Origin of the sequence: Methylobacterium sp. E-005 (assembly GCF_022829725.1) — a bacterium.
GTDB lineage: Bacteria > Pseudomonadota > Alphaproteobacteria > Rhizobiales > Beijerinckiaceae > Methylobacterium.
Genome location: NZ_JAKSYG010000257.1, coordinates 20000 through 38495, shown reverse-complemented (window position 1 = coordinate 38495; position 18496 = coordinate 20000). Strand labels below are relative to the sequence as shown.

The following is an 18496-nucleotide window of genomic DNA, read 5'->3' as shown; positions in this document are numbered from 1 at the left end:
CCTGAAGCCGCATCGGCACTTTCGCATCCGAACCTTTCCGGCACACGGAGCGAAACCATGGCCGATACCGGCACCAGCAACACCCCCCGGTCGCACAAGACCCGCAACAACACCGATTCCAACGCCAAGAAGGTCTCGATCGAAGCCCTCAACGCCCGGTTGGCGGACGGCATCGACCTCGCCCTGGCGATCAAGCAGGCGCATTGGAACCTGAAGGGCCCGCAGTTCATCGGCGTCCACGAGATGCTCGACGGGTTCCGCACCGAGATCGACGAGTTCAACGACAGCGTCGCCGAGCGCGCGGTCCAGCTCGGCGCCACGGCCTTCGGCTCGACCCAGGCGGTCGCCGAGCGCACCAAGCTGCCGCCCTACCCGACCGGCATCTACGCCATTGCCGATCACATCGCCGCGCTGATCGACAGCTACGCCGCCTATGCCAACGCGGTGCGCGAGAACATCGACGAGACCGACGAGGCGGGCGACCCCGACACGGCCGACCTGTTCACCGAGATCTCCCGGGCGGTCGACAAGCAGCTCTGGTTCCTCGAGGCCCACGTGCAGGAGCCGACCGGCGCCCTGCGCGACGGCAATGCGGGCCGCTGAGGCGTTTCTCGGGCGACGGGATTCCCCTCCCCCTGCGGGAAGGGGTGGTGCAGGATCGAGCGCTGCGGTGCCCCCTGCATCACCCCCACCCTCCAACGCCTCCCCACACAGGGGAGGCGCGGCATCGGCCATCCGCGACCTGACAGGCGCGGCTCAGCTGAACTTCAGCAGCTTGATTGCATCAAAGTCCTGCACCCCGCCGCCGACGCGCTTGGTGGTGTAGAACAGCACATAGGGCTTGGCGGAATACGGGTCGCGCAGCACCCGCATCCCCGTGCGGTCCACCACCAGATAGCCCCGGCGGAAATCGCCGAAGGCCACCGACAGGCTGTCCTTGGACAGATCGGGCATTGCCTCGGCCTCTGTGACCGGGAAGCCGACCAGGGTCGCGGGCCGCCCGGCGGCGAGGGGTGGCTGCCAGAGATAGTTGCCTTCGGAGTCCTTGAACTTCCGGATCGTGCTCTGGGTGCGCCGGTTCATCACGAAGCCGGCATTCTGGCGATAGCCCGCCCGCAACCCGTAGATCAGATCGAACAGCACATCCCCCGGGTTGCTCGACGGGAAGGCCCCGGCCGCGCCCGTCGCCACGGTCCCGAGCTTGCCCGTCACCCAGGCGGAATTGGCCACGGTGTCGTAGCTCAGGAAGCCCCGCGGCCGGCTCGCGCCGTTGCCGGTCACGAAGGCCACGCCCTCCTGCTCGGCGAAGGCGGTCTCGACCTCGGCCGAGAGCCACGCGTCGAGATCCACCACGGCATCGTCGAGCAGCGTCTGGGTGGCGGCCGGCATCGCGTAGAGTTCCATGGCGGGGAACGCGATCTCGGAGAGTAGAGGCGCGTCAGTCTGCGGGCGCGCCGCGGTCTCGGCGGCCCAGCCGGTGACCGGCGCCCCCACCGAGACCGCGCGCTTGTACTGGCCACCCGAGATCTGCTGCACGCTGGCGATGGCGCGGATCGGCGAGATCTCGCCCAGCCGCGTCAGCACGGTCCGTTCGATCGTGTTCGGCACGAGGTAACCGCCATCCGGCCCGGACCCCGCCGAGAGGGCCTTGGCCTCAAGGCGCTTGAGGCCCGCGCTCTCGCCCGCCCGGACATAGAGATCGAAGGCCGCCTTGTGCTCGTGCGCGGAGGCATCCCCCCGCGACCCCGGCTGGCCGAGCGGCGGCCGGGCCTGCTCCAGATGGATCCGGTCGAGGCGGGTGCGGGCGGCGTCGAGCGCCGCGTCGATCCGCGCGAGCTTCTCCTCGGTGAGTCCGTCGGTGCCGAGCCGGCCCTCGATCTGGCCGATACGGGCGTCGTTGGTCTCCTTGAAGGCCGCGAAGGCGGCCGAGAGCTCGTCCAGGGCGGAGCGGACCGGGGCGCCTTCGGGCCGGGCGGCCTTGTTCTCCAGATCGGGGAGAGCGGCCTTGGTTTCGTAGCCGGCGGGCGCGAGCGGGGTATCGGCGTGCATCGACAATCTCCGGGTCGGGGGTGAGATCAGGGTTTCGGGGCGATGCGCCGGGCGAGGCCGCGGATCTCCGCGGCCAGGACATCCGGGGTGTGGGGGTCCTCCGGGCCGGGGCTCGCCCGCGCCCGCGGCTGGAGCGGGAAGGTCACCAGGGAGATCTCCCAGAGATCGACCCGGTGCAGCCGGCGCTCGCCGGCCGCGCCCCGGCGGGCCAGCAGCGTCCGGAAGCCGATCGACAGGCCGTCGAGCCCGCCCCCGCGCAGCAGCGCGTCGACCTCCCGGGCGCGCTGCACCGCGAGGTTGAGCTGCCCTTCCGCGAACAGGCCGTGGGCATCCTCGCGCAGGGAGAGCCAGCGGCCGATCGGCTCGGCCGGATCGTGCTGGAACAGCAGCCGCACGCCGGCCGGCCCCTGGCGCGCGAGGCTCGCCGCGAAGGCGCCCGGCAGGACGACGTCCCGGCCGAGATCAGGCACGCCGAAGATGCTGGCATAGCCGGTGAAATGGCCGTCCATGGGAAGTCCTCGGGTGTCATCCGTAAGAACGAGGCCGCCTGGGCGCCGCGCCCCTCTCAAGAGGGGAAGGGGGAGCGGCGGGTATCGTCAGCCCTCCCCTTCCCGGGGCATCTCCGGCGGATAACCCACCGCCTCGCGCTTCTCGGAAACCGCCAGGAAGTCCGCGGCCTGCACGCGGCGCCAGAGCGACTCCCGCTCGGCGGCGAGCGCCTCGATCCGGTCGAGGTCGGGCTCGAGATCCACCGGCCCGAAGGCGGGCTCCAGCCAGACCGCAAGGGCCTGCGCGGTGCGGCGCGCCAGCGGGATCAGGGTCTGGCGGTAGAGCGCCCGGTTGGCCTCGGCGTAGTTGGCGTGGGTGTTGTCGCCCGGCAGGCCGAGGAGCAGCGGCGGAACCCCGAAGGCCAGGGCGATCTCCCGGGCCGCCGCGTTCTTCGCCGCCACGAAATCCATGTCCCGGGGCGAGAGGGCGAGCGGCTTCCAGTCGAGCCCGCCCTCCAGCAGCAGCGGCCGGCCGGCATTGGCCGCGCCCTGGTAGTTCGCCTCCAGCTCCGCCTTCAGCCGGTCGAATTGCGGCTCCGACAAAGCGGCACCCGCGAAGACCAGAGCCCCGGAGGGCCGGGCGGCGTTGTCGAGGAGCGCCTTGTTCCAGGCGCTCGCGGCGTTGTGGATGTCCAGCGCCGCCGCCGCCGCCGCGATCGGCGCGAGGCCGCCGGTCTCGTCCTCCGGGTTGAACAGGCCGAGGGCCAGGATCGGCGCCACCTCGGGGGCACCGGGGGCCGGCAGATTGAACCGGCGGCTCTGTCCACCCGCCGTGTAGACATAGGCCGCCGGCCAGCCGTCGGAACCCGGCAGCATCCGCATCCGCCCCGGCCGGAGGGCCTGAAGCGCCGCGACCCGGCCGTCGAGGATGACGGCCTCCAGATAGGCGGTCCCGGCCAGGAGCAGGTCGGCGTAGATCGTCTCCAGAAGATGCGTGCCGCTCTCCCGCGGGTTCGGCCGGGCGAGCAGCGCCAGCAGGTCCCCCCCCGGATCGTCCCGCCCGTCGGATCTGGGCCCGGTGGCGATCAGCGGCAGGCTTGCCGCGCTCTCGGCAACCAGCCGGACCGCCCGATGGACCACCGGATTGCGCTCATAGCCGGCCTGGGCCAGCGCGGCCGGGTCGCGGGGCGTCCAGCACGCCCGGCCATCGGCGTAAAGCGCGAAGGCCGGGACGGCCTTGGTGGCGGGGGCTCCCACGCCTGTGCCGCGGCGGGCGACCCGCGCCAGCCGTTCGAGGAGGGTCGACATGCCGGTCCGGTCCCGAGTTGTGGTCGAACGGTGCGGAGCCGCGTCATCGCGCGGCCCGATGCGGAGGACCCGTCAGGCGCGCGTCACGCCCGGCCCGGAGACCGGCCGCTGCCACAGGAAAAAAGACGGATTTGCGCTGCGCTGCCGCACAACCGTGGTGTGGACGCCACAGCGAGTCACACGAAATCGTGTATACAGGATGCAGTTCGTTCCTGAGACCACGAACCGCCTCTCGGCGCGCTTCCCACGGAGGCGCGCCGCATTGTTTTGGGCCCTCCAGCCGAGGGGCTCAGCTCACAGCCGCCGGATCCGCGGTTCCGACCGTGTCTCCAGCATCAGATGCGCGAGGGCCCAGACCAGGGCATCGAGCCGATCGGGTGAGGTTCCCCCTGACAAGCCCTCCGGTCCGAAATCGCACAGCTCGTCCTCCAGCGCGGGGAACGCCCCGACGTGGTGGACGAAACCCTGGGCGTAGAGCAGCGAGACCGGCTCGGCCCGCAGGTACTTGCCCCGCGTGGCATGGACCCGGCTCACCGGCACCGCCGGATCGCACTGCGCCAGCACGGCCGTAGCCATCTCGCCGCCCTGGTTGACCTCGACCACGAGGGCATCCGCGGCGAGCCGGTGGTAGAGGGCGAGCGCCGCCCCGGCCCAGGCCTGCGGGGTGGCGCGGGCGAGGCTGGCATCGGCCAGCACGTAGGCGTGGCTTCCTGCGCGGCCCGCCGCCACGATCCCGCAGGCATCCGAGCGCGCGCCTGAGGTCGCGGGCGGATCGACCGCCACGACGATCCGCCCGAGATCGGGAGCGGCGGCAACCCGGTTGGCTTCGAGGCCGGCGCGGCTCCACAGGGCGTCGTCGCGATCCGCGATCAGTTCACCGTCGAGTTCCTGGCGGCCGAGGCGCGTCCCGGCGTAGCGCCCGACCACGCGCTCCAGGAAATCCGGGGCGAGGTGATCGGCATTGTCGCGGGTTCGGGCGCGGCTCACCACGGTGCGGGGGTCGGCGAGCAGGCGGCGGATCAGCGGCACCGGCCGCGGCGTGGTGGTGACGAGGTTGCGCGGCCTTGCGCCCAACCGCAGGCCGAACTGCAGCATATCGAAGGCCGCCTCGGGCCGGCGCCATTTGGCGGCCTCGTCGCACCACGCGGCGCCGAATTGCGGGCCGCGCAGCGCGTCCGGCTCCTCCGCCGAGAACGCCTGGGCGACGGCACCGTTCGCCCATTCGAGGCGCCGACGGCTCGGCGACCATGTGGGCCGCGGCCGGCCGCGCCGGGGCAGGCTCAGGATCCCGGAGGGGCCCTCGATCATCACCTCGCGCACGTCCAGATGTGTCTCACCCACCAGCGCGATGCGCCCGACCGGCTCGGGGGTGAAGGCCGGATCGCCCCGGGAGAGGGCGTCGACCCATTCGGCCCCCGTCCGGGTCTTGCCGCTGCCGCGACCGCCGATCACCGCCCAGGTCGTCCAGGGTTCGATCCAGGGTTCGGGGCCATCCGTTTCAGGATCGGCCGGCGGGAGCTGATCGGCCCGGGCGCGGTGCAGCCAGTCCGTGTCGAGCGCCCGGATCAGTTCGGGCGGCAGCGTGGCCAGAAAATCCGGCAGGCGTCCCGCCGCCGACAAAGCCATCATAGCGTCGCGCGATCTCCGCGCGGAGCGCGGGCAGGTCGCGTTCGCTGCCGTCATCATCACCCTCCCCCGTCGCGCCGCGGGCGCCCTCGGCATCGACCTCATCGAGCAGCCGCTTCAGACCACCGAGGTCGCGCAGGACCCGGGCGGATTCGGCAAGCGCCGCCCCCTCCCAGCTCAGCGCCGCGTCGAAGGCGGCGACCTGACGGGCGATGTGGGCGCGCAGATGCGCCCGCAGGTTCGACGGATCGATCGCCGGGGCCGGATTGCGCGCCGCACCGCGACGGGACGGCCGCACCAGGGGCGTCAGCTCGATCGCCGTGCTCAGCCATTCCACCCGGTTGCGCCCGAAGCCCAGGGCCGCGGCGATATCGGCCGGATCGTTGCCTGGCCGGCGCATGAGCCGGGCGATCGCGTCGCGCCGTGGTGTGGACCATCGCGCGATGACGAAGCGCCAGTGCGGCGGCCGCAGCCAGCCGGCCCGGGTGTTCCAGGTTCTGATCGTGGCGGCCTTGATCCCGGTGCGGGCGGCGATCTCGGGGATCGTCAGCTCGGTGTCGCGCAGGAGTTGCAGCACCTCGTCGTGCCGCTCCGTGGGATGAGCAGCGCGTATTTGCATCGCCGCGTCTCCGCCCACCTCTCGACCGTGCCTGGGTGATACCCCAGGAGCGCGTCGGTGTCAAGCTAGAATTCCTATCTTAGGCTAAATTGGTGGATTTGGGCTGCTTCAGGGCTCGCGATTGCCCGAGCAGATCCACGCGATAGGAATGGTGCCCTCCCGCGCAACGGGGGAGGGAGGCATCGCGGTGCGCATGTCCGCTCGCCGGAGCCCCGTGCCGCCGACAGAGGTCGCCGGCCGGTCCATCCTCCCTCCCTGTGCATGCGCACTTCAAAGGCGGCTGAAGACCGGAACGGCGCCCCTATCGGCACGTTGACCGGCGCAATCCACTCATACTCGTCTCCTCACACACGCGTCAGAGCGAATCGGACAGCGAATGGTCGGACAGCCTTCAGAGTCCGGAATGGCTGAGCCGCAGGACGATGGTCCTGCGGAGGGTCCCGGCACGGCTCCGACGCAGAGCACCTCCGAGGCGGCCGCCCTCAGCGACAGCTTCAAGCGCTTCGCTGATATCGTGCCCCTAATGATGTGGCGCTCCGACGAGCATGGCCACGCGATCCATCACAACGAGTGCTGGCTGGAATTCACCGGGCGTCCGCTCGCGGCCGAGCTCGGCCTCGGCTGGCGCGAGGGCCTGCACCCCGAAGATTTTGAGCGCCATGCCCTGATCGTCGCGAAGGCCTTCGAGGCGCGGACGCCGTTCACCGTGGAGTTCCGTCTCCGTCGGCACGATGGCGTCTATCGCTGGTTGCTCGACACCGCACGCCCCCTGGTAGAGGATGGGCGGTTCCAGGGCTACCTGGGCTCGTGTTTCGACATCACCGACCGGAAGCACGCCGAGGAGCATATCGAGCACGCGCTCGCCGAGAAGGAGACGCTGCTCGCCGAGGTCTATCACCGCGTCCGTAACAACCTGCAGGTGATGGTCAGCCTGATCGGCCTGTACGGACGGGCGGCGCCGGATGCCTGCCGCGGCAGCTTCGAGGCGCTGGGCCAGCGGGTCCGGGCGATCGCGCTGGTGCAGCAGCACCTCCACGAGGCGCCGCACATCGCCTCCATCGACCTCCGGGATTACCTGCACCGCCTGGCCTCGGGCCTGGGCCAGCTCCGCCGGGCCGGGCGCATCAGCGTCCAGGTCGAGGGCTCGGGCAACGGGCTCGTGGAGCCCCGCACCGCCAATGCGCTCGGCATGATCGTCGCGGAAATCGTGGCCGAATGCCTGGACGCCACGGCCGAGCACGTCGCCTGCGCCATCAGCATCGGGCTGGAGGCCGGAGCGGGCCAGCCGCTGCGCGTCTCGATCGTCTCCGGCGTGAGCGAGACCGCGGCCTCCGGCCGGCCCAATGTCCCGAAGCTCGGTCCCCGTCTCATCGCGGCCTACGCGGCGCAGGCCGAGATCGCCGTTTTGGGTGATGCCAGCCCGGCCAGTCCCCTGAGGCTGACCCTGCCACCGACCGCCGCCGTGCAATGACTCACCGAGCGACCCGCCGCGTCGCCGGGCCCCGTCGCCACGACCGCCCGGACGGCCTATAGCGGCGCGGAGCCCCTCCGGATCCGGACCCGCATGCTGCCGCCGATCGACACCATCATCGAGAATTTCGAGATCGTCGAGGACGACGACATGCGGCTCGAATATCTGATCGAGCTCGGTCGTGCCCTGCCGCCGATGCCCGAACCCCTGCGCAATGAGGCCAACCGGGTCCATGGCTGCGAGAGCCAGGTCTGGATCGACACGGCCGCCGAGGGGGCCGGCCCGGAACGGCGGCTCAAGCTCCAGGGCTTCAGCGATTCCTTCATCGTCCGCGGCTTCGTCGCACTGATGGTGGCGCTCTACACCGGCAAGACCCCCCGCGAAGCCGCGGAGACCGACGGGCTGGACCTGTTCCGGCAGCTCCGCTTCGGCTCCCACGTGACATCCAAGCGGTCGAACGGCGTGCGTGCCATGGCCGAGCGCATCCATCAGGACGCCACGCGGCTCGCCGCGGCGGGGTGAGGACGGCTCCGCCTTAGCCCCGCCACAGGCGCAGCCGCGCCCGCTCCGGCCCGGTCGCCTCCCGCTCGAGCCCGTAATGCTCGGCGAGCCGCCCCAGAGCGATGCGCGCCACCACCTTGGCGGAGCGGGCTGGCCAGCGCCGCTCGACCTCGATCCGCTCCAGGCCCTTCAGGAAGCCGCACAGATCGATCAGCAGGCCGGACAGGTCGCTCCCGACCGCGTCGAGGGCGCCGCGCACCCGCTGCCGCGCCGCGATCACGTGGTCCGCCGCCGAGGCCGGGTCGCGCGGGCCGCCGCCATCGACCCGGGTCGCGCCGAACTCACCGCCCATCCGGGGCAGCAGCGCGGCGGCATTCATGTCCCGGCGCAGACGCTCGCCGGCCTCGAACGAGGCGGCGTCGATCAGCGGAACACCGTCCCGGCCGCGCCGACGGACCATCCAGGCAAGCGGGTTCTCGGCGGCGTTACGCTGGACCGGCCCCGACGCGCCCTCGTCCGCCTCCTCGACCAGCTCCCGGTGCTGGGCGGCGAAGGCCGCGTCGCCCCCCGCCGCCTGTCGGCGCAGGCGCGATCGCCCGGCCGCGCTGATCGTCAGCCGGGTGCCGGCCGCATCCCATTCCGCCAGATCGGCCACCGCAAGGACCCGGGCGGATGCCGCCGCGAATCGCCCGCTTCCCACCGAAATACCGTCGCCCCCGCGCCGGACCAGGAGCGAATCTTCGGCGAACGGGTCGGGACGGGCATAGGCGCCCGGCTCGCCGAGCCGCGCCAACAGGCGGGCGGCCTCCGGGGGCAGGTCCGCCTTCCGCGCCCGGCACCGTTTCGACGGCGCAACGCCGGAGGAGGCCGTTCCGACTTTTCTGTTCATGTTTTGTTCCTGATGCGCTATGGCTCGGACACACCGGAGCAGCATGTCAGGAAACATCAGAAGATCAAGGTATTTTTACCTATTATCCCCAACTAACGCGTCGCAGCCCGGGTCGGGGGCCGATGCAGGACCTCCGCGATCTCGTCCTCGGATTTGCCGCGGACCTCGTAGCCCATCGCCTCGAACCGCTCGATCAAAGCCGCGCTGCTCGCTGCCGAACGGGCCGCCCAGTCGGCGAGGATATCGTTCATGTGCTCCAGATCGGGCGGCGATGGATCGACCTGCGAAACGGGCTGGGCATCGGGGGCTGCGACCATAACGGCACCTCGGGCTCGAACCGGCACCGCCCGCACGTCTGCGCCGCGGCCGGCAGACCAACGCCCAAGGCCGGAATGGGGTCCACGGGGCGCGCCGGTCGGGCGCCAGCCCCGCGCGGCACCGTCTTGCATCCCGCCGCCCGCCGGGACACATCCCCTGGGCTGTCTGCGCCCTGACCCGCATGCGGCGCGATCCGACGGGAGACACGATGACGGAGATCGGCCGAGGCTTCCCGGCTCAAGAGACCGGTACGCCGATGGTGGCACCGATGGCCGAGGCCCGGCCCCGGCGCTTCAGCGTCCACGGGCAGGAGATCACCGACCCCTACGCGTGGCTCAAGGCGGAGAACTGGCAGACGGTCCTCAAGGACCCCGCGGCTTTGCCCGAGGACATCGCCGCCTACCTGAAGGCCGAGAACGCCTTCGCTGAGGCAGCGCTCGCCGGGACCGTCGATCTGCGCAAGCAGCTCGTCGCCGAGATGCGCGGACGGATCCAGGAGGACGAGAGCGGCGTCCCGGATCCCGACGGGCCGTTCGCCTACTACACGCGCCACCGGGAGGGCGGGCAGCACCCGCTGATCTGCCGGCGCCCCGCGACCTCGCCCCACGTGCCCGAATCAGGCCCGGACCCCGACGAGACGATCCTGATCGATGGCGATCAGGAGGGCGAAGGCCTGCCGTTCTTCGAGATTGCCGCCGCGGTCCATTCCGATGACCACACCCGGCTGGCCTGGAGCGCCGACACCAAGGGGTCGGAACTCTACACGATCCGGGTGCGCGACGTCGCCACCGGCCTCGATCGCGACGACCGGGTCGAGGCGACCTCCGGCGAGGCGGTCTGGGCGGCGGATGGCGAGAGCTTCTGGTACGTGGCGCTCGACGCCAACCACCGTCCCGCCAAGGTCATGCGCCACCGCCTCGGCAGGGCGCAGTCCGAGGACGAGACGGTCTATACCGAGCCCGATGCCGGCTACTTCGTCCATATCGGCAAGACCCAGTCCGGCGCCTTCCTCGACGTCACGGCGAGCGACCACGAGACCTCCGAGGTCCGCCTGCTCGACCGGCACGTGGGGGATGCCCCCTTGCGCCTCGTGCATCCGCGGGAGCCGCTGCTGATCTACGGGGTGGAGCACCGGGGCGACCGGCTGTTCATCCGCACCAACGCGGACGGGGCTGAGGATTTCAAGATCGTCACCGCGCCCGTCGACGATCCGGGCCGCGCCAACTGGACCGACCTCGTGCCCCACCGGCCGGGGGTGATGATCCGCCACCTGCACGTGCTCACGGGGCACCTCATTCGATTGGAAATCGAGAACGCCCGGCCCCGGATCGTCGTGCGCGACCTCGGGAATGGCGGCGAGCACAGCGTGGCCTTCGACGAGGAGGCCTATTCCCTGGGCCTGCGCGCTGGCCTCGCCTTCGATACGGCGGTGATCCGTTTCGTCTACTCGTCGATGACGACCCCGTCGGAGACCTGGGACTACGAGTGCGCAAGCCGGAATCGGACCTTGCGCAAGCGACAGGCGGTGCCGAGCGGCCACGACCCGGCCGCCTACGTGACCCGGCGGCTCTTCGCCACCGCGCCGGACGGCGAACAGGTGCCGATCTCGCTGCTGCACCGGCGCGACCTGCCCCTCGACGGCAGCGCGCCGCTGCTGCTCTACGGCTACGGCTCCTACGGGACGCTGATGCCGGCGGCGTTCCGGACCAGCCTGCTGAGCCTCGTCGACCGGGGCTTCGTCTACGCCATCGCGCATATCCGCGGCGGCACCGAGAAGGGCTGGCGCTGGTATCTCGACGGCAAGCGCGAGAAGAAGCCCAACACCTTCACGGATTTCATCGCCTGCGCGCGGGCGCTGATCGCGGCCCGCTACACCGCCGAGAAGCGCATCGTCGCCCATGGCGGTTCGGCCGGCGGCATGCTGATGGGGGCGGTGGCCAATATGGCGCCGGAGCTGTTCGCGGGGATCATCGCCGACGTGCCGTTCGTCGACGTGCTCAACACGATGCTGGACGCCGAATTGCCGCTCACCCCACCGGAATGGCCCGAATGGGGCAACCCGGCCGAGAGCGAGGCCGCCTTCCGGACGATTCTTTCGTATTCACCCTATGACAACGTCGCCGCCAAGGACTACCCGGCGATCCTGGCGCTCGGCGGCCTGACCGATCCGCGGGTGACCTACTGGGAGCCGGCCAAATGGGTGGCGCGGCTGCGCGCCACCATGACGGGGGGCGGTCCCGTGCTCCTGCGGATCAACATGGAGGCCGGCCACGGCGGCGCCGCCGGCCGGTTCGACCGGCTGGAGGAGGTCGGGTTGATCTATGCCTTCGCGCTGATGGCGGTGGGGAAGGCTTGAACCGCTCCGTTCAAGGCTGAGGCTCGGCGGGCGCGGGCGGCTGGGCGATCCCCTCCCCCAGAACCCGCGCCCGGCGCGCCGCCTCCTCGGCAGCGGCCTTCTCCGCGGCGGCTTTCTCGGCGGCGGCCTTGTCGGCTGCGGCCTTCAGCGCTGCGGCCCGCACCTTGTCCATCTCGATCCGGGCGCGACGGCGCTGCCGCTCGACCTGATCGGCCTCGGTCAGCTCGATCGTCTCCAGCTCGCGCTGGAGTACGAAGGCGGCGAGCCCGTTCGACAGGGCGCCGGTGTCGAGCACCTGCTCGGGGGCGGCGAGCGGCCCCGCAAGGCCGAGCTGGATCGTCGGCGGGCCGGCACTCCAGCCCCGGGGCACCGGGCCGCCCTTCAGCGTGCCCCGGGCGTCGAGGCGGGCGCTGCGCAGGTCGTAGCCGATCGTGCCGGCCCAGCGGGCGGACCCGAAATCGATGTCGAGGGGCCCGGCCCGCAGCATTCCGCCCACGATCGTGGCGGCGGCGCGCGCGGGCCCGGTCGCCTGGGCCGCTGCCTTGCCGAGCTCCTCCGCGACCAGGGCCTGAAGGCGTCCCTGGCGCAGCGGGTCGTCGATCTCCACCGCCCGGGTCAGGGCGCGACCCACCGCCCCCGGATCGACCGCCGGGATGCGCAGCTCCTTGAGCGTCAGCATACCGCTGCCCGAGAGGCCATCGCCGAGGCCGGGAAGCGTCTCGGCCGCGGTGGAGAAGCGCAGATCCGCATCAAGCCGCCCGCCGATCGGACCGCCGCCGAGCCCGGCGATCGCCGCGTTTTCCAGATTGCCGGAGCCCGAGATCGCCGCACCGGCACCCGCCCGGGTGATCGTGGCGGAGCCCGCAATCCGCCCGCCCGCGAGCTTGGCCGTCAGGTCGCGCAGGGTCAGGCTGGAATCCGAAAGGCCGAGGGCTACGGCCGCATCCGTACCCACCAGGCCGCGTCCGAGATCCAGCTTGGCGATGCGTGCGTCGAGGGTGATGGCGAGGGGATGGGCCGGCGGCCCGAACCGTCCGTTCTCCTGCGGCGGGAGCAGAAGAGCCTCCGTCAATTGCGGCAGCGACAGCCGGTCGAGGGTGAGGTGGCCGTGCAGGCTGCCGCCCGGCGCGCGCAGCAGCGTGCCGTTGACAGCGGATCCCGCGATCTGCCCGGTGAGCGCGGCGGCGCTGGCGCCGGACTCCTGAGAGAGCGTAACGGTCAGGTCTGCGGGCCATGCGCCGGGCTGCAGGCGTGCGGCGCCGGCCAGGGTCAGGAAGGGCGTGAGATCCGCCGTATCGGCGCGGATCACGCCGCCGGTCGGCAGGGCATCGGGCCCGATCGGGATCGGCCGGGCCGTCGCCACGCGCAACCCCGCCACGGTCCCGTTGGCGGTGACGGTCAGCGTCGATCCCTCCGGCCGCTCGGCACTGAGGTGCAATTCGGCGGGCTGCTGGAGTCCCGGGATATCGGTGCGCCCGAACCATGTTCCGGCCCGGGCCGTGCTCAACGCGGCGGTGCCGCCCTCGATCCGCGTCCCGCGGCTCGCCACGGTCAGGTCGAGGGTGCCGCCGCCGGCGCTGCCCTTCGCCTGGGTGCGCAGGGCCCCGGCGGCGCCCCCCTCCCGATCGAGGGTGACGGCGAGGTCGAGGGGGGCATCCGTCAGGAAGGCCGGCAGCAGGCGTAGCTCGCCGACCCAGACCCGTTCGAGCAGGCCGAGCAGCGGCGCCGCCACCGGGGCCTTGAGGCGGCCCGAGACGCGCCCGGTCCCGTCCGCGCCGATCCGGCCGGACAGCGTGGCGCTCGCCCCCGCGAGGTCGGTCACCGCGAGGCTGTCGACCACGATGCTGGCGCCGTCGGTCTGGATGCTGGCCGCGATGGTGCCGGTGCCGGAGCCGATGGTCCCGAACCGGACGTCCCGGGCCTCCAGCGTCAACGCGAGGTCGAGGTCACGCAGCGTCCCGAGAGTCGTTCCGAGGGGCGGCAGGGTGGCGATGTCGATACCGTTCGCCCGGATCTGCGCGTCGAACCGGCCCCGCGCGCCCGCCTCGGCGGCCGTGTAGCGGGCGTTCCCGGTGATCCGGGCGGTGCCGAGGGCGAGGCGCAGGTTGCGCAGGGACAGGCTCGCGGGATCGGCCGACAGGTCGGCAGCCGCCTCGATCCGGCGCCCATCGAGCAGCGCGGTCAGCGGACCCTCCATGCCGAGGCGGCGCAGGTAGCGGCCCAGCGCATCCGAATCGGGGGCGGTGAGCGCCACGGGTCCTGTGAGGCGGAACGGCGCGGTTTCGACCTGGCCGCTGACGCTCAGGGTCGAGTCCGCCGGCCCGGTGACCGAGAGGCGGCGCAGCAGCAGGCCGCCTGCCCTTTCCAGGGTGCCGGTCAGCGCAAGGTTCGACCATTCGTCGCCGCCGAGGACGGCACTGCCCACCGACAGGTCGAGGTCGAGCATCGCCGGCAGCGCGCCCCCCCAGCTGGGCGGGCCGCGGGCGATCAGGTTCTGCCCCTCCGTCGAGGCCAGGAAGGCGTCGAGGTCGAGGCGGCGGGCCTCAAGGCTCAGAGCGGCGCGCCACTGGCGCAGGTCGAGCCGGCCGGTGCCGCCGAGCCGCAGGGTGCGCCCCCCCGGATCGATGGCGAGGTCCACGCCTTCGAACCGCACCTGCGCGCCCCGGGCCTTGAAGGCCCCGCTCAGGGAGAACGGCAGGTAGGGCCCCGCCGCCTGGGTCGGCGGCCCGACCACGAGGCGGGCGGTCCCCTCGGATTCGACCTGGACGACCCCGCCGGCCTCCTGGGGGACGAGGCCGAACCGCGCATCCGCCTCGAACCGCGGATGGGCATCGCCGCCGCCCGAGATCTTGACGGCGAGCCGCCCGTCCGGCCCCGGTGTGCCGCTGACGGCCCGGAACGGGATGCCGCCGGTCGAGCCTTCCACGCGCCAGGGCCCGACCAGGGCCGGCGCCTGGAGCGTCAGATCCTGCGCGTAGAATTGGTCGGTCCGGCCGGTCGCCGGGACCTGGGTGGTGACGAGGAATTGCTGAACGTGCAGCGCCTCGATGGCGAAGTCGCGCCCGCGCAGGGAGGCGCCGAGATCGGCCGGCAACTTGAGCGCATCGGGGCCCGCCAGCGGAAGCTTGATCTCGGCCCGGCCGACCCGGGTCTCGGTGAAGCGGAATTCGCCCTTCAGGAGCGGCGCCAGCGCCACCTCGGCCTTGACGAACCGGGCATCGAGGGTCGGGCGCTCCGGATCGGTCCCGATATGCAGGCGATCGACGCGCAGCCGCGGCGACGGCAGGAGCCGGACCTCGATTCGTCCGTCGGTCCGGGCCGGGACGCCGAGCGACCGGGCGATCGCCCGGTCGACGAGGGCGCGATGGGCCTGCCAATCCACGAAGGGCGGGACGGCCAGGGCCGCCACGAGAACCAGGATGACGGCGCCCGCCAGCGCGGTCAGAAGATCACGCACCGTTCCCGTTCCGCACTCGTTTCCGCGCGGGACCGCTCCCCGCGTGCCCCCGCGGGCAAACCGCACCGGCCATAGCACGATAAGGCCCTGAGGGCGCCAGCGCGGGATCTACGCGGTCGGCGCCCCAATCGCGATGACCCGGCCCGGCTGTCCGCAGGGGCCGATCGTTCAGGATCGAAAGAGAAATGGTATGATTGACCCACCATTCTTGATCGAAGTTACAGCCCCGTAATGAATAACCGCGGCACATCAGCCACTTAAGTCCGGCCGATAAGCCTAGTATTCTTGATGGTATGTCCACAACGATTGTCAACTTGCCGCGAGGTGCGCAACGGGTTCGCCGGCAGGATGTTTGATGCCTGCCAAACAGGCACGTCAGCACAGGAAAACATCATGCCCCAGAAGGCTCATACCGAGGCTGCCGAGCACCACGAGAAGGCCGCCAAGTCGCATCGCGCAGCCGCCGAGCATCATGGCAAGGGCGATCACGCGGAAGGCCACAAGCACTCGACGGAAGCGCACGGCCACGCGGACAAGGCCAAGGAGCATTCGACCAAGGCGCACGGCAAGAGCGCTGAGAACCACAAGTAATCAGCGTTTCCGGGTCCGACGCTCGCCCGCGGATGGGCGGGGGTCGGATCCGGAGGCCTTTGCCTCCGACGCGCATCGGGATTCCGTCACGTCGCTCGGCGCGCGAGACGTGATTGTCGTCTCGGCTGCCCTGCCGTGCGTCGTCCAGGCCGCCCTTGCGAACGGTCGCACCGATCGAACGCGACCCCGCCGTCAGGATTTGCAGCGAAGCTGCTGCCGACAGGCGCGGTCCATCACCCCACCCCACACCCTCCGGTCGCATCCGACCCGAACCACCTCGACGCCGTTCGCGATTTGGTCCAGGGAAGCGGGATGCAGAACCGCCCGCATGCGCAGCCCGCCGGGGACGGCGCTCCGTCCTCCTCCATCGCCGCCCGCGCCATGGGCGCGCTCCGCCGCGACGCCGCCGCCTACCTCGAAGGCCTCAACCCCGAGCAGCGCCGCGCCGTCGAGACCACGGAGGGCCCGGTCCTCGTGCTGGCCGGGGCCGGCACCGGCAAGACCCGGGTGTTGACCACCCGCATCGCCCACCTGATCGCCACGAACCGCGCCCGGCCCTTCGACATCCTGGCGGTGACCTTCACCAACAAGGCCGCCCGGGAGATGAAGCACCGGATCGGCGCCCTGATCGGCCCGGCCGGCGAGGGCATGCCCTGGCTCGGCACCTTCCACGCCATCGGCACCAAGATCCTGCGCCGCCACGCCGAGCTGGTCGGGCTCAAATCCGACTTCACCATCCTCGGCACCGACGACCAGCTCCGGCTGATGAAGCAGGTGATCGCCGACCAGAACGTCGACGAGAAGCGCTGGCCCGCCCGGGCGCTGGCCTCGGCGATCGACGGCTGGAAGAACCGCGGCCTCGGCCCCGAGCAGGTGCCCCCGGGGGAGGCCTCGGCCTTCGCGTTCGGCAAGGGCGGCACGCTCTACACCGCCTATCAGGCCCGGCTGGCGACGTTGAACGCCGTCGATTTCGGCGATCTTCTGCTCCTTTGCCTCAAGCTGTGGCGCGAGAACCCGGATGTGCTCGCCAACTATCAGGATCGCTTCCGCTACATCCTGGTCGACGAGTACCAGGATACCAACGTCGCCCAGTACCTGTGGCTGAGATTGCTGGCGCAGAACCGCAAGAACATCGCCTGCGTGGGCGACGACGACCAGTCGATCTACGGCTGGCGCGGCGCCGAGGTCGACAACATCCTGCGCTTCGAGCACGATTTTCCCGGCGCGGTGGTGGTGCGTCTGGAGCGCAACTACCGCTCGACGGGCCACATCCTGGCGGCCGCCTCGGGCCTGATCGCCAAGAACGAGAGTCGCCTCGGCAAGACCCTGCGCACCGACGACGAGCCGGGCGAGCGCGTCACGGTCACGGGCGCGTGGGATTCGGAAGAGGAGGCGCGCATGCTCGCCGAGTCGATCGAATCCCTCCAGGCGAAGCAGCATCCCCTGTCGGAGATCGCCGTGCTGGTGCGGATCTCCGCCCAGATGCGCGAGATCGAGGATCGCTTCGTCCAGCTCGGCCTGCCCTATCGGGTCATCGGCGGCCCGCGCTTCTACGAGCGCGCCGAGATCCGCGACGCGCTGGCGTATCTGCGCGCCACCATGAATGTCAGCGACGATCTCGCCTTTGAGCGGATCGTGAACACCCCGAAGCGCGGCCTCGGCGACGCCACGCTGCAGCAGCTCCACACCTACGGCCGCGCCAACCGGCTGCCCCTGCGGATCGCCGCCGAGCGCCTGTGCGAGACCGACGAGCTGAAGCCCCGGGTCCGCTCCACCCTGCGGGCGCTCACCGAGAGCTTTTCGCGGTGGGCGCGCCTCGTGGAATCGCAGCCGCACAGCGAGGTCGCGCAGACGATTCTGGAAGAATCCGGCTACACCGAGATGTGGCAGAAGGACCGCTCGGCCGACGCCGCCGGGCGCCTGGAGAACCTGAAGGAATTCGTCCGCTCCATGGAGGAGTTCCCCGACATGGCGGCCTTCCTGGAGCACGTCTCGCTGGTCATGGAGGCCTCCGAGACCGAGGGCGCCGAGCGCGTCTCGCTCATGACCCTCCACGCCGCCAAGGGGCTGGAATTCGACACCGTGTTCCTGCCCGGATGGGAGGACGGCCTGTTCCCCAGCCAGCGGGCGCTCGACGAGAGCGGCCGGGCCGGCCTGGAAGAGGAGCGGCGCCTCGCCCATGTCGGGCTGACCCGGGCGCGCAAGCGCGCCAAGCTGTCATTTGCCGTGAACCGGCGCATCCACGGCCTCTGGTCCTCGACCATCCCGTCCCGCTTCATCGACGAATTGCCCGAGACGGCCGTCGACGTGGTCGAGGCCCCCGCGCATTTCTCCGCCGGCGCTTCGCGGTTCGACCGCAACCCGACGCCGTTCGGGTCGAGCTACGGTACGCCCGGCTGGCAGCGGGCGCAGGCCAACACCGCGCCCCAGGGCGGCCGCGGCTTCGGCTCGGCACCGGGCGGGCGGTCGGGCGGCTTTTCGGGCGGCCCGCGCCAGATCGAGGGCGAGCTGATCGCCAAGTCCACCGGCGCGCCCTCCGCGTTCGAGGTGGGCCAGCGGGTCTTCCACACCAAGTTCGGCCCCGGATCGATCGCCGGCGTGGACGGCAACAAGCTGACCGTTGACTTCGACAAGGCCGGCCGGAAGATGGTCCTCGACAGCTTCATCCAGGCCGGGTGAGGCGCGTCCCGCCGATCAAGCCCGGACGTTTCAGGGCGGCAGGGTCGGCCGGCTTCGCCCCTGCGGGCGGGGAGGATCGTGATCGTGCCGGATGCCGCGTCACCGCGTCTCCCCAATCGCGACCCTGATGCATCCGCGCCAGCA

General features: G+C 71.4%; 14 protein-coding genes. 6 read left to right on the top strand and 8 right to left on the bottom strand.

From position 1 onward, the window contains the following. Window positions 1-57: 57 nt before the first annotated feature. Window positions 58-603, top strand: coding sequence for a DNA starvation/stationary phase protection protein Dps (gene dps / locus MKK88_RS33335; protein WP_244008050.1), 546 nt, complete (start codon window positions 58-60; stop codon window positions 601-603). 153 nt (window positions 604-756) lie between these two features. Here the strand turns inward: dps and MKK88_RS33330 are convergent, their stop codons facing one another. The 5 genes from MKK88_RS33330 to MKK88_RS33310 form a co-directional block, all read right to left on the bottom strand. Continuing rightward, on the bottom strand, window positions 757-2049 hold the full coding sequence (locus MKK88_RS33330; RefSeq protein WP_244008048.1) for a phage major capsid protein: 1293 nt from the start codon (window positions 2047-2049) through the stop codon (window positions 757-759). A gap of 26 nt (window positions 2050-2075) precedes the next feature. Continuing rightward, on the bottom strand, window positions 2076-2558 hold the full coding sequence (locus MKK88_RS33325) for an HK97 family phage prohead protease (protein WP_244008046.1): 483 nt from the start codon (window positions 2556-2558) through the stop codon (window positions 2076-2078). Between the two features lie 87 nt (window positions 2559-2645). Then, window positions 2646-3845, bottom strand: a complete 1200-nt coding sequence (locus MKK88_RS33320) for a phage portal protein (RefSeq protein WP_244008044.1) — start codon at window positions 3843-3845, stop codon at window positions 2646-2648. Between the two features lie 294 nt (window positions 3846-4139). Beyond that, window positions 4140-5435: a DNA-packaging protein gene (locus MKK88_RS33315; RefSeq protein ID WP_244008130.1), complete on the bottom strand. Its 1296-nt coding sequence runs from the start codon at window positions 5433-5435 to the stop codon at window positions 4140-4142. Further along, window positions 5344-6090 carry a hypothetical protein gene (locus MKK88_RS33310; RefSeq protein ID WP_244008042.1) on the bottom strand — a complete coding sequence of 249 codons (747 nt, stop codon included), beginning with the start codon at window positions 6088-6090 and terminating at the stop codon, window positions 5344-5346. The genes MKK88_RS33315 and MKK88_RS33310 overlap by 92 nt, the downstream gene beginning before the upstream one ends. 403 nt (window positions 6091-6493) lie before the next feature. Between MKK88_RS33310 and MKK88_RS33305 the strand changes: the two genes are divergently transcribed. Continuing rightward, entirely contained in the window at window positions 6494-7561 is a 1068-nt protein-coding gene (locus MKK88_RS33305; RefSeq protein WP_244008040.1) for a sensor histidine kinase, read from the top strand. Between the two features lie 93 nt (window positions 7562-7654). Next, window positions 7655-8083, top strand: coding sequence for a SufE family protein (locus tag MKK88_RS33300; RefSeq protein WP_244008038.1), 429 nt, complete (start codon window positions 7655-7657; stop codon window positions 8081-8083). Between the two features lie 13 nt (window positions 8084-8096). Here the strand turns inward: MKK88_RS33300 and MKK88_RS33295 are convergent, their stop codons facing one another. Further along, the gene (locus MKK88_RS33295) at window positions 8097-8951 is read right to left on the bottom strand and encodes a DUF6456 domain-containing protein (RefSeq protein WP_244008036.1); all 855 of its coding nucleotides are present in this window, start codon (window positions 8949-8951) and stop codon (window positions 8097-8099) included. 92 nt (window positions 8952-9043) lie between these two features. Beyond that, window positions 9044-9268 (bottom strand): hypothetical protein, encoded by a 225-nt coding sequence (locus MKK88_RS33290; protein WP_244008034.1) that lies wholly within the window; start codon window positions 9266-9268, stop codon window positions 9044-9046. A gap of 209 nt (window positions 9269-9477) precedes the next feature. Between MKK88_RS33290 and MKK88_RS33285 the strand changes: the two genes are divergently transcribed. Beyond that, entirely contained in the window at window positions 9478-11625 is a 2148-nt protein-coding gene (locus tag MKK88_RS33285) for a S9 family peptidase (protein WP_244008032.1), read from the top strand. A gap of 10 nt (window positions 11626-11635) precedes the next feature. Here the strand turns inward: MKK88_RS33285 and MKK88_RS33280 are convergent, their stop codons facing one another. Continuing rightward, window positions 11636-15082, bottom strand: coding sequence for an AsmA protein (locus tag MKK88_RS33280; RefSeq protein WP_244008030.1), 3447 nt, complete (start codon window positions 15080-15082; stop codon window positions 11636-11638). Window positions 15083-15475: 393 nt separating this feature from the next. Between MKK88_RS33280 and MKK88_RS33275 the strand changes: the two genes are divergently transcribed. Together MKK88_RS33275 and MKK88_RS33270 are read left to right on the top strand one after the other, a co-directional pair. Beyond that, entirely contained in the window at window positions 15476-15673 is a 198-nt protein-coding gene (locus MKK88_RS33275; protein ID WP_244008028.1) for a hypothetical protein, read from the top strand. A gap of 312 nt (window positions 15674-15985) precedes the next feature. Further along, window positions 15986-18352 carry an ATP-dependent helicase gene (locus MKK88_RS33270; RefSeq protein WP_244008026.1) on the top strand — a complete coding sequence of 789 codons (2367 nt, stop codon included), beginning with the start codon at window positions 15986-15988 and terminating at the stop codon, window positions 18350-18352. The last annotated feature ends 144 nt before the right edge of the window (window positions 18353-18496 follow it).

What these genes read in the sequence shown, in the direction of transcription:
- dps (WP_244008050.1), top strand. Translation starts at nt 58, where the DNA reads ATGGCCGATACCGGCACCAGCAACACCCCCCGGTCGCACAAGACCCGC.
- MKK88_RS33330 (WP_244008048.1), bottom strand. Translation starts at nt 2,049, where the DNA reads ATGCACGCCGATACCCCGCTCGCGCCCGCCGGCTACGAAACCAAGGCC.
- MKK88_RS33325 (WP_244008046.1), bottom strand. Translation starts at nt 2,558, where the DNA reads ATGGACGGCCATTTCACCGGCTATGCCAGCATCTTCGGCGTGCCTGAT.
- MKK88_RS33320 (WP_244008044.1), bottom strand. Translation starts at nt 3,845, where the DNA reads ATGTCGACCCTCCTCGAACGGCTGGCGCGGGTCGCCCGCCGCGGCACA.
- MKK88_RS33310 (WP_244008042.1), bottom strand. Translation starts at nt 6,090, where the DNA reads ATGCAAATACGCGCTGCTCATCCCACGGAGCGGCACGACGAGGTGCTG.
- MKK88_RS33305 (WP_244008040.1), top strand. Translation starts at nt 6,494, where the DNA reads ATGGCTGAGCCGCAGGACGATGGTCCTGCGGAGGGTCCCGGCACGGCT.
- MKK88_RS33300 (WP_244008038.1), top strand. Translation starts at nt 7,655, where the DNA reads ATGCTGCCGCCGATCGACACCATCATCGAGAATTTCGAGATCGTCGAG.
- MKK88_RS33295 (WP_244008036.1), bottom strand. Translation starts at nt 8,951, where the DNA reads ATGAACAGAAAAGTCGGAACGGCCTCCTCCGGCGTTGCGCCGTCGAAA.
- MKK88_RS33290 (WP_244008034.1), bottom strand. Translation starts at nt 9,268, where the DNA reads ATGGTCGCAGCCCCCGATGCCCAGCCCGTTTCGCAGGTCGATCCATCG.
- MKK88_RS33285 (WP_244008032.1), top strand. Translation starts at nt 9,478, where the DNA reads ATGACGGAGATCGGCCGAGGCTTCCCGGCTCAAGAGACCGGTACGCCG.
- MKK88_RS33275 (WP_244008028.1), top strand. Translation starts at nt 15,476, where the DNA reads ATGCCCCAGAAGGCTCATACCGAGGCTGCCGAGCACCACGAGAAGGCC.
- MKK88_RS33270 (WP_244008026.1), top strand. Translation starts at nt 15,986, where the DNA reads ATGCAGAACCGCCCGCATGCGCAGCCCGCCGGGGACGGCGCTCCGTCC.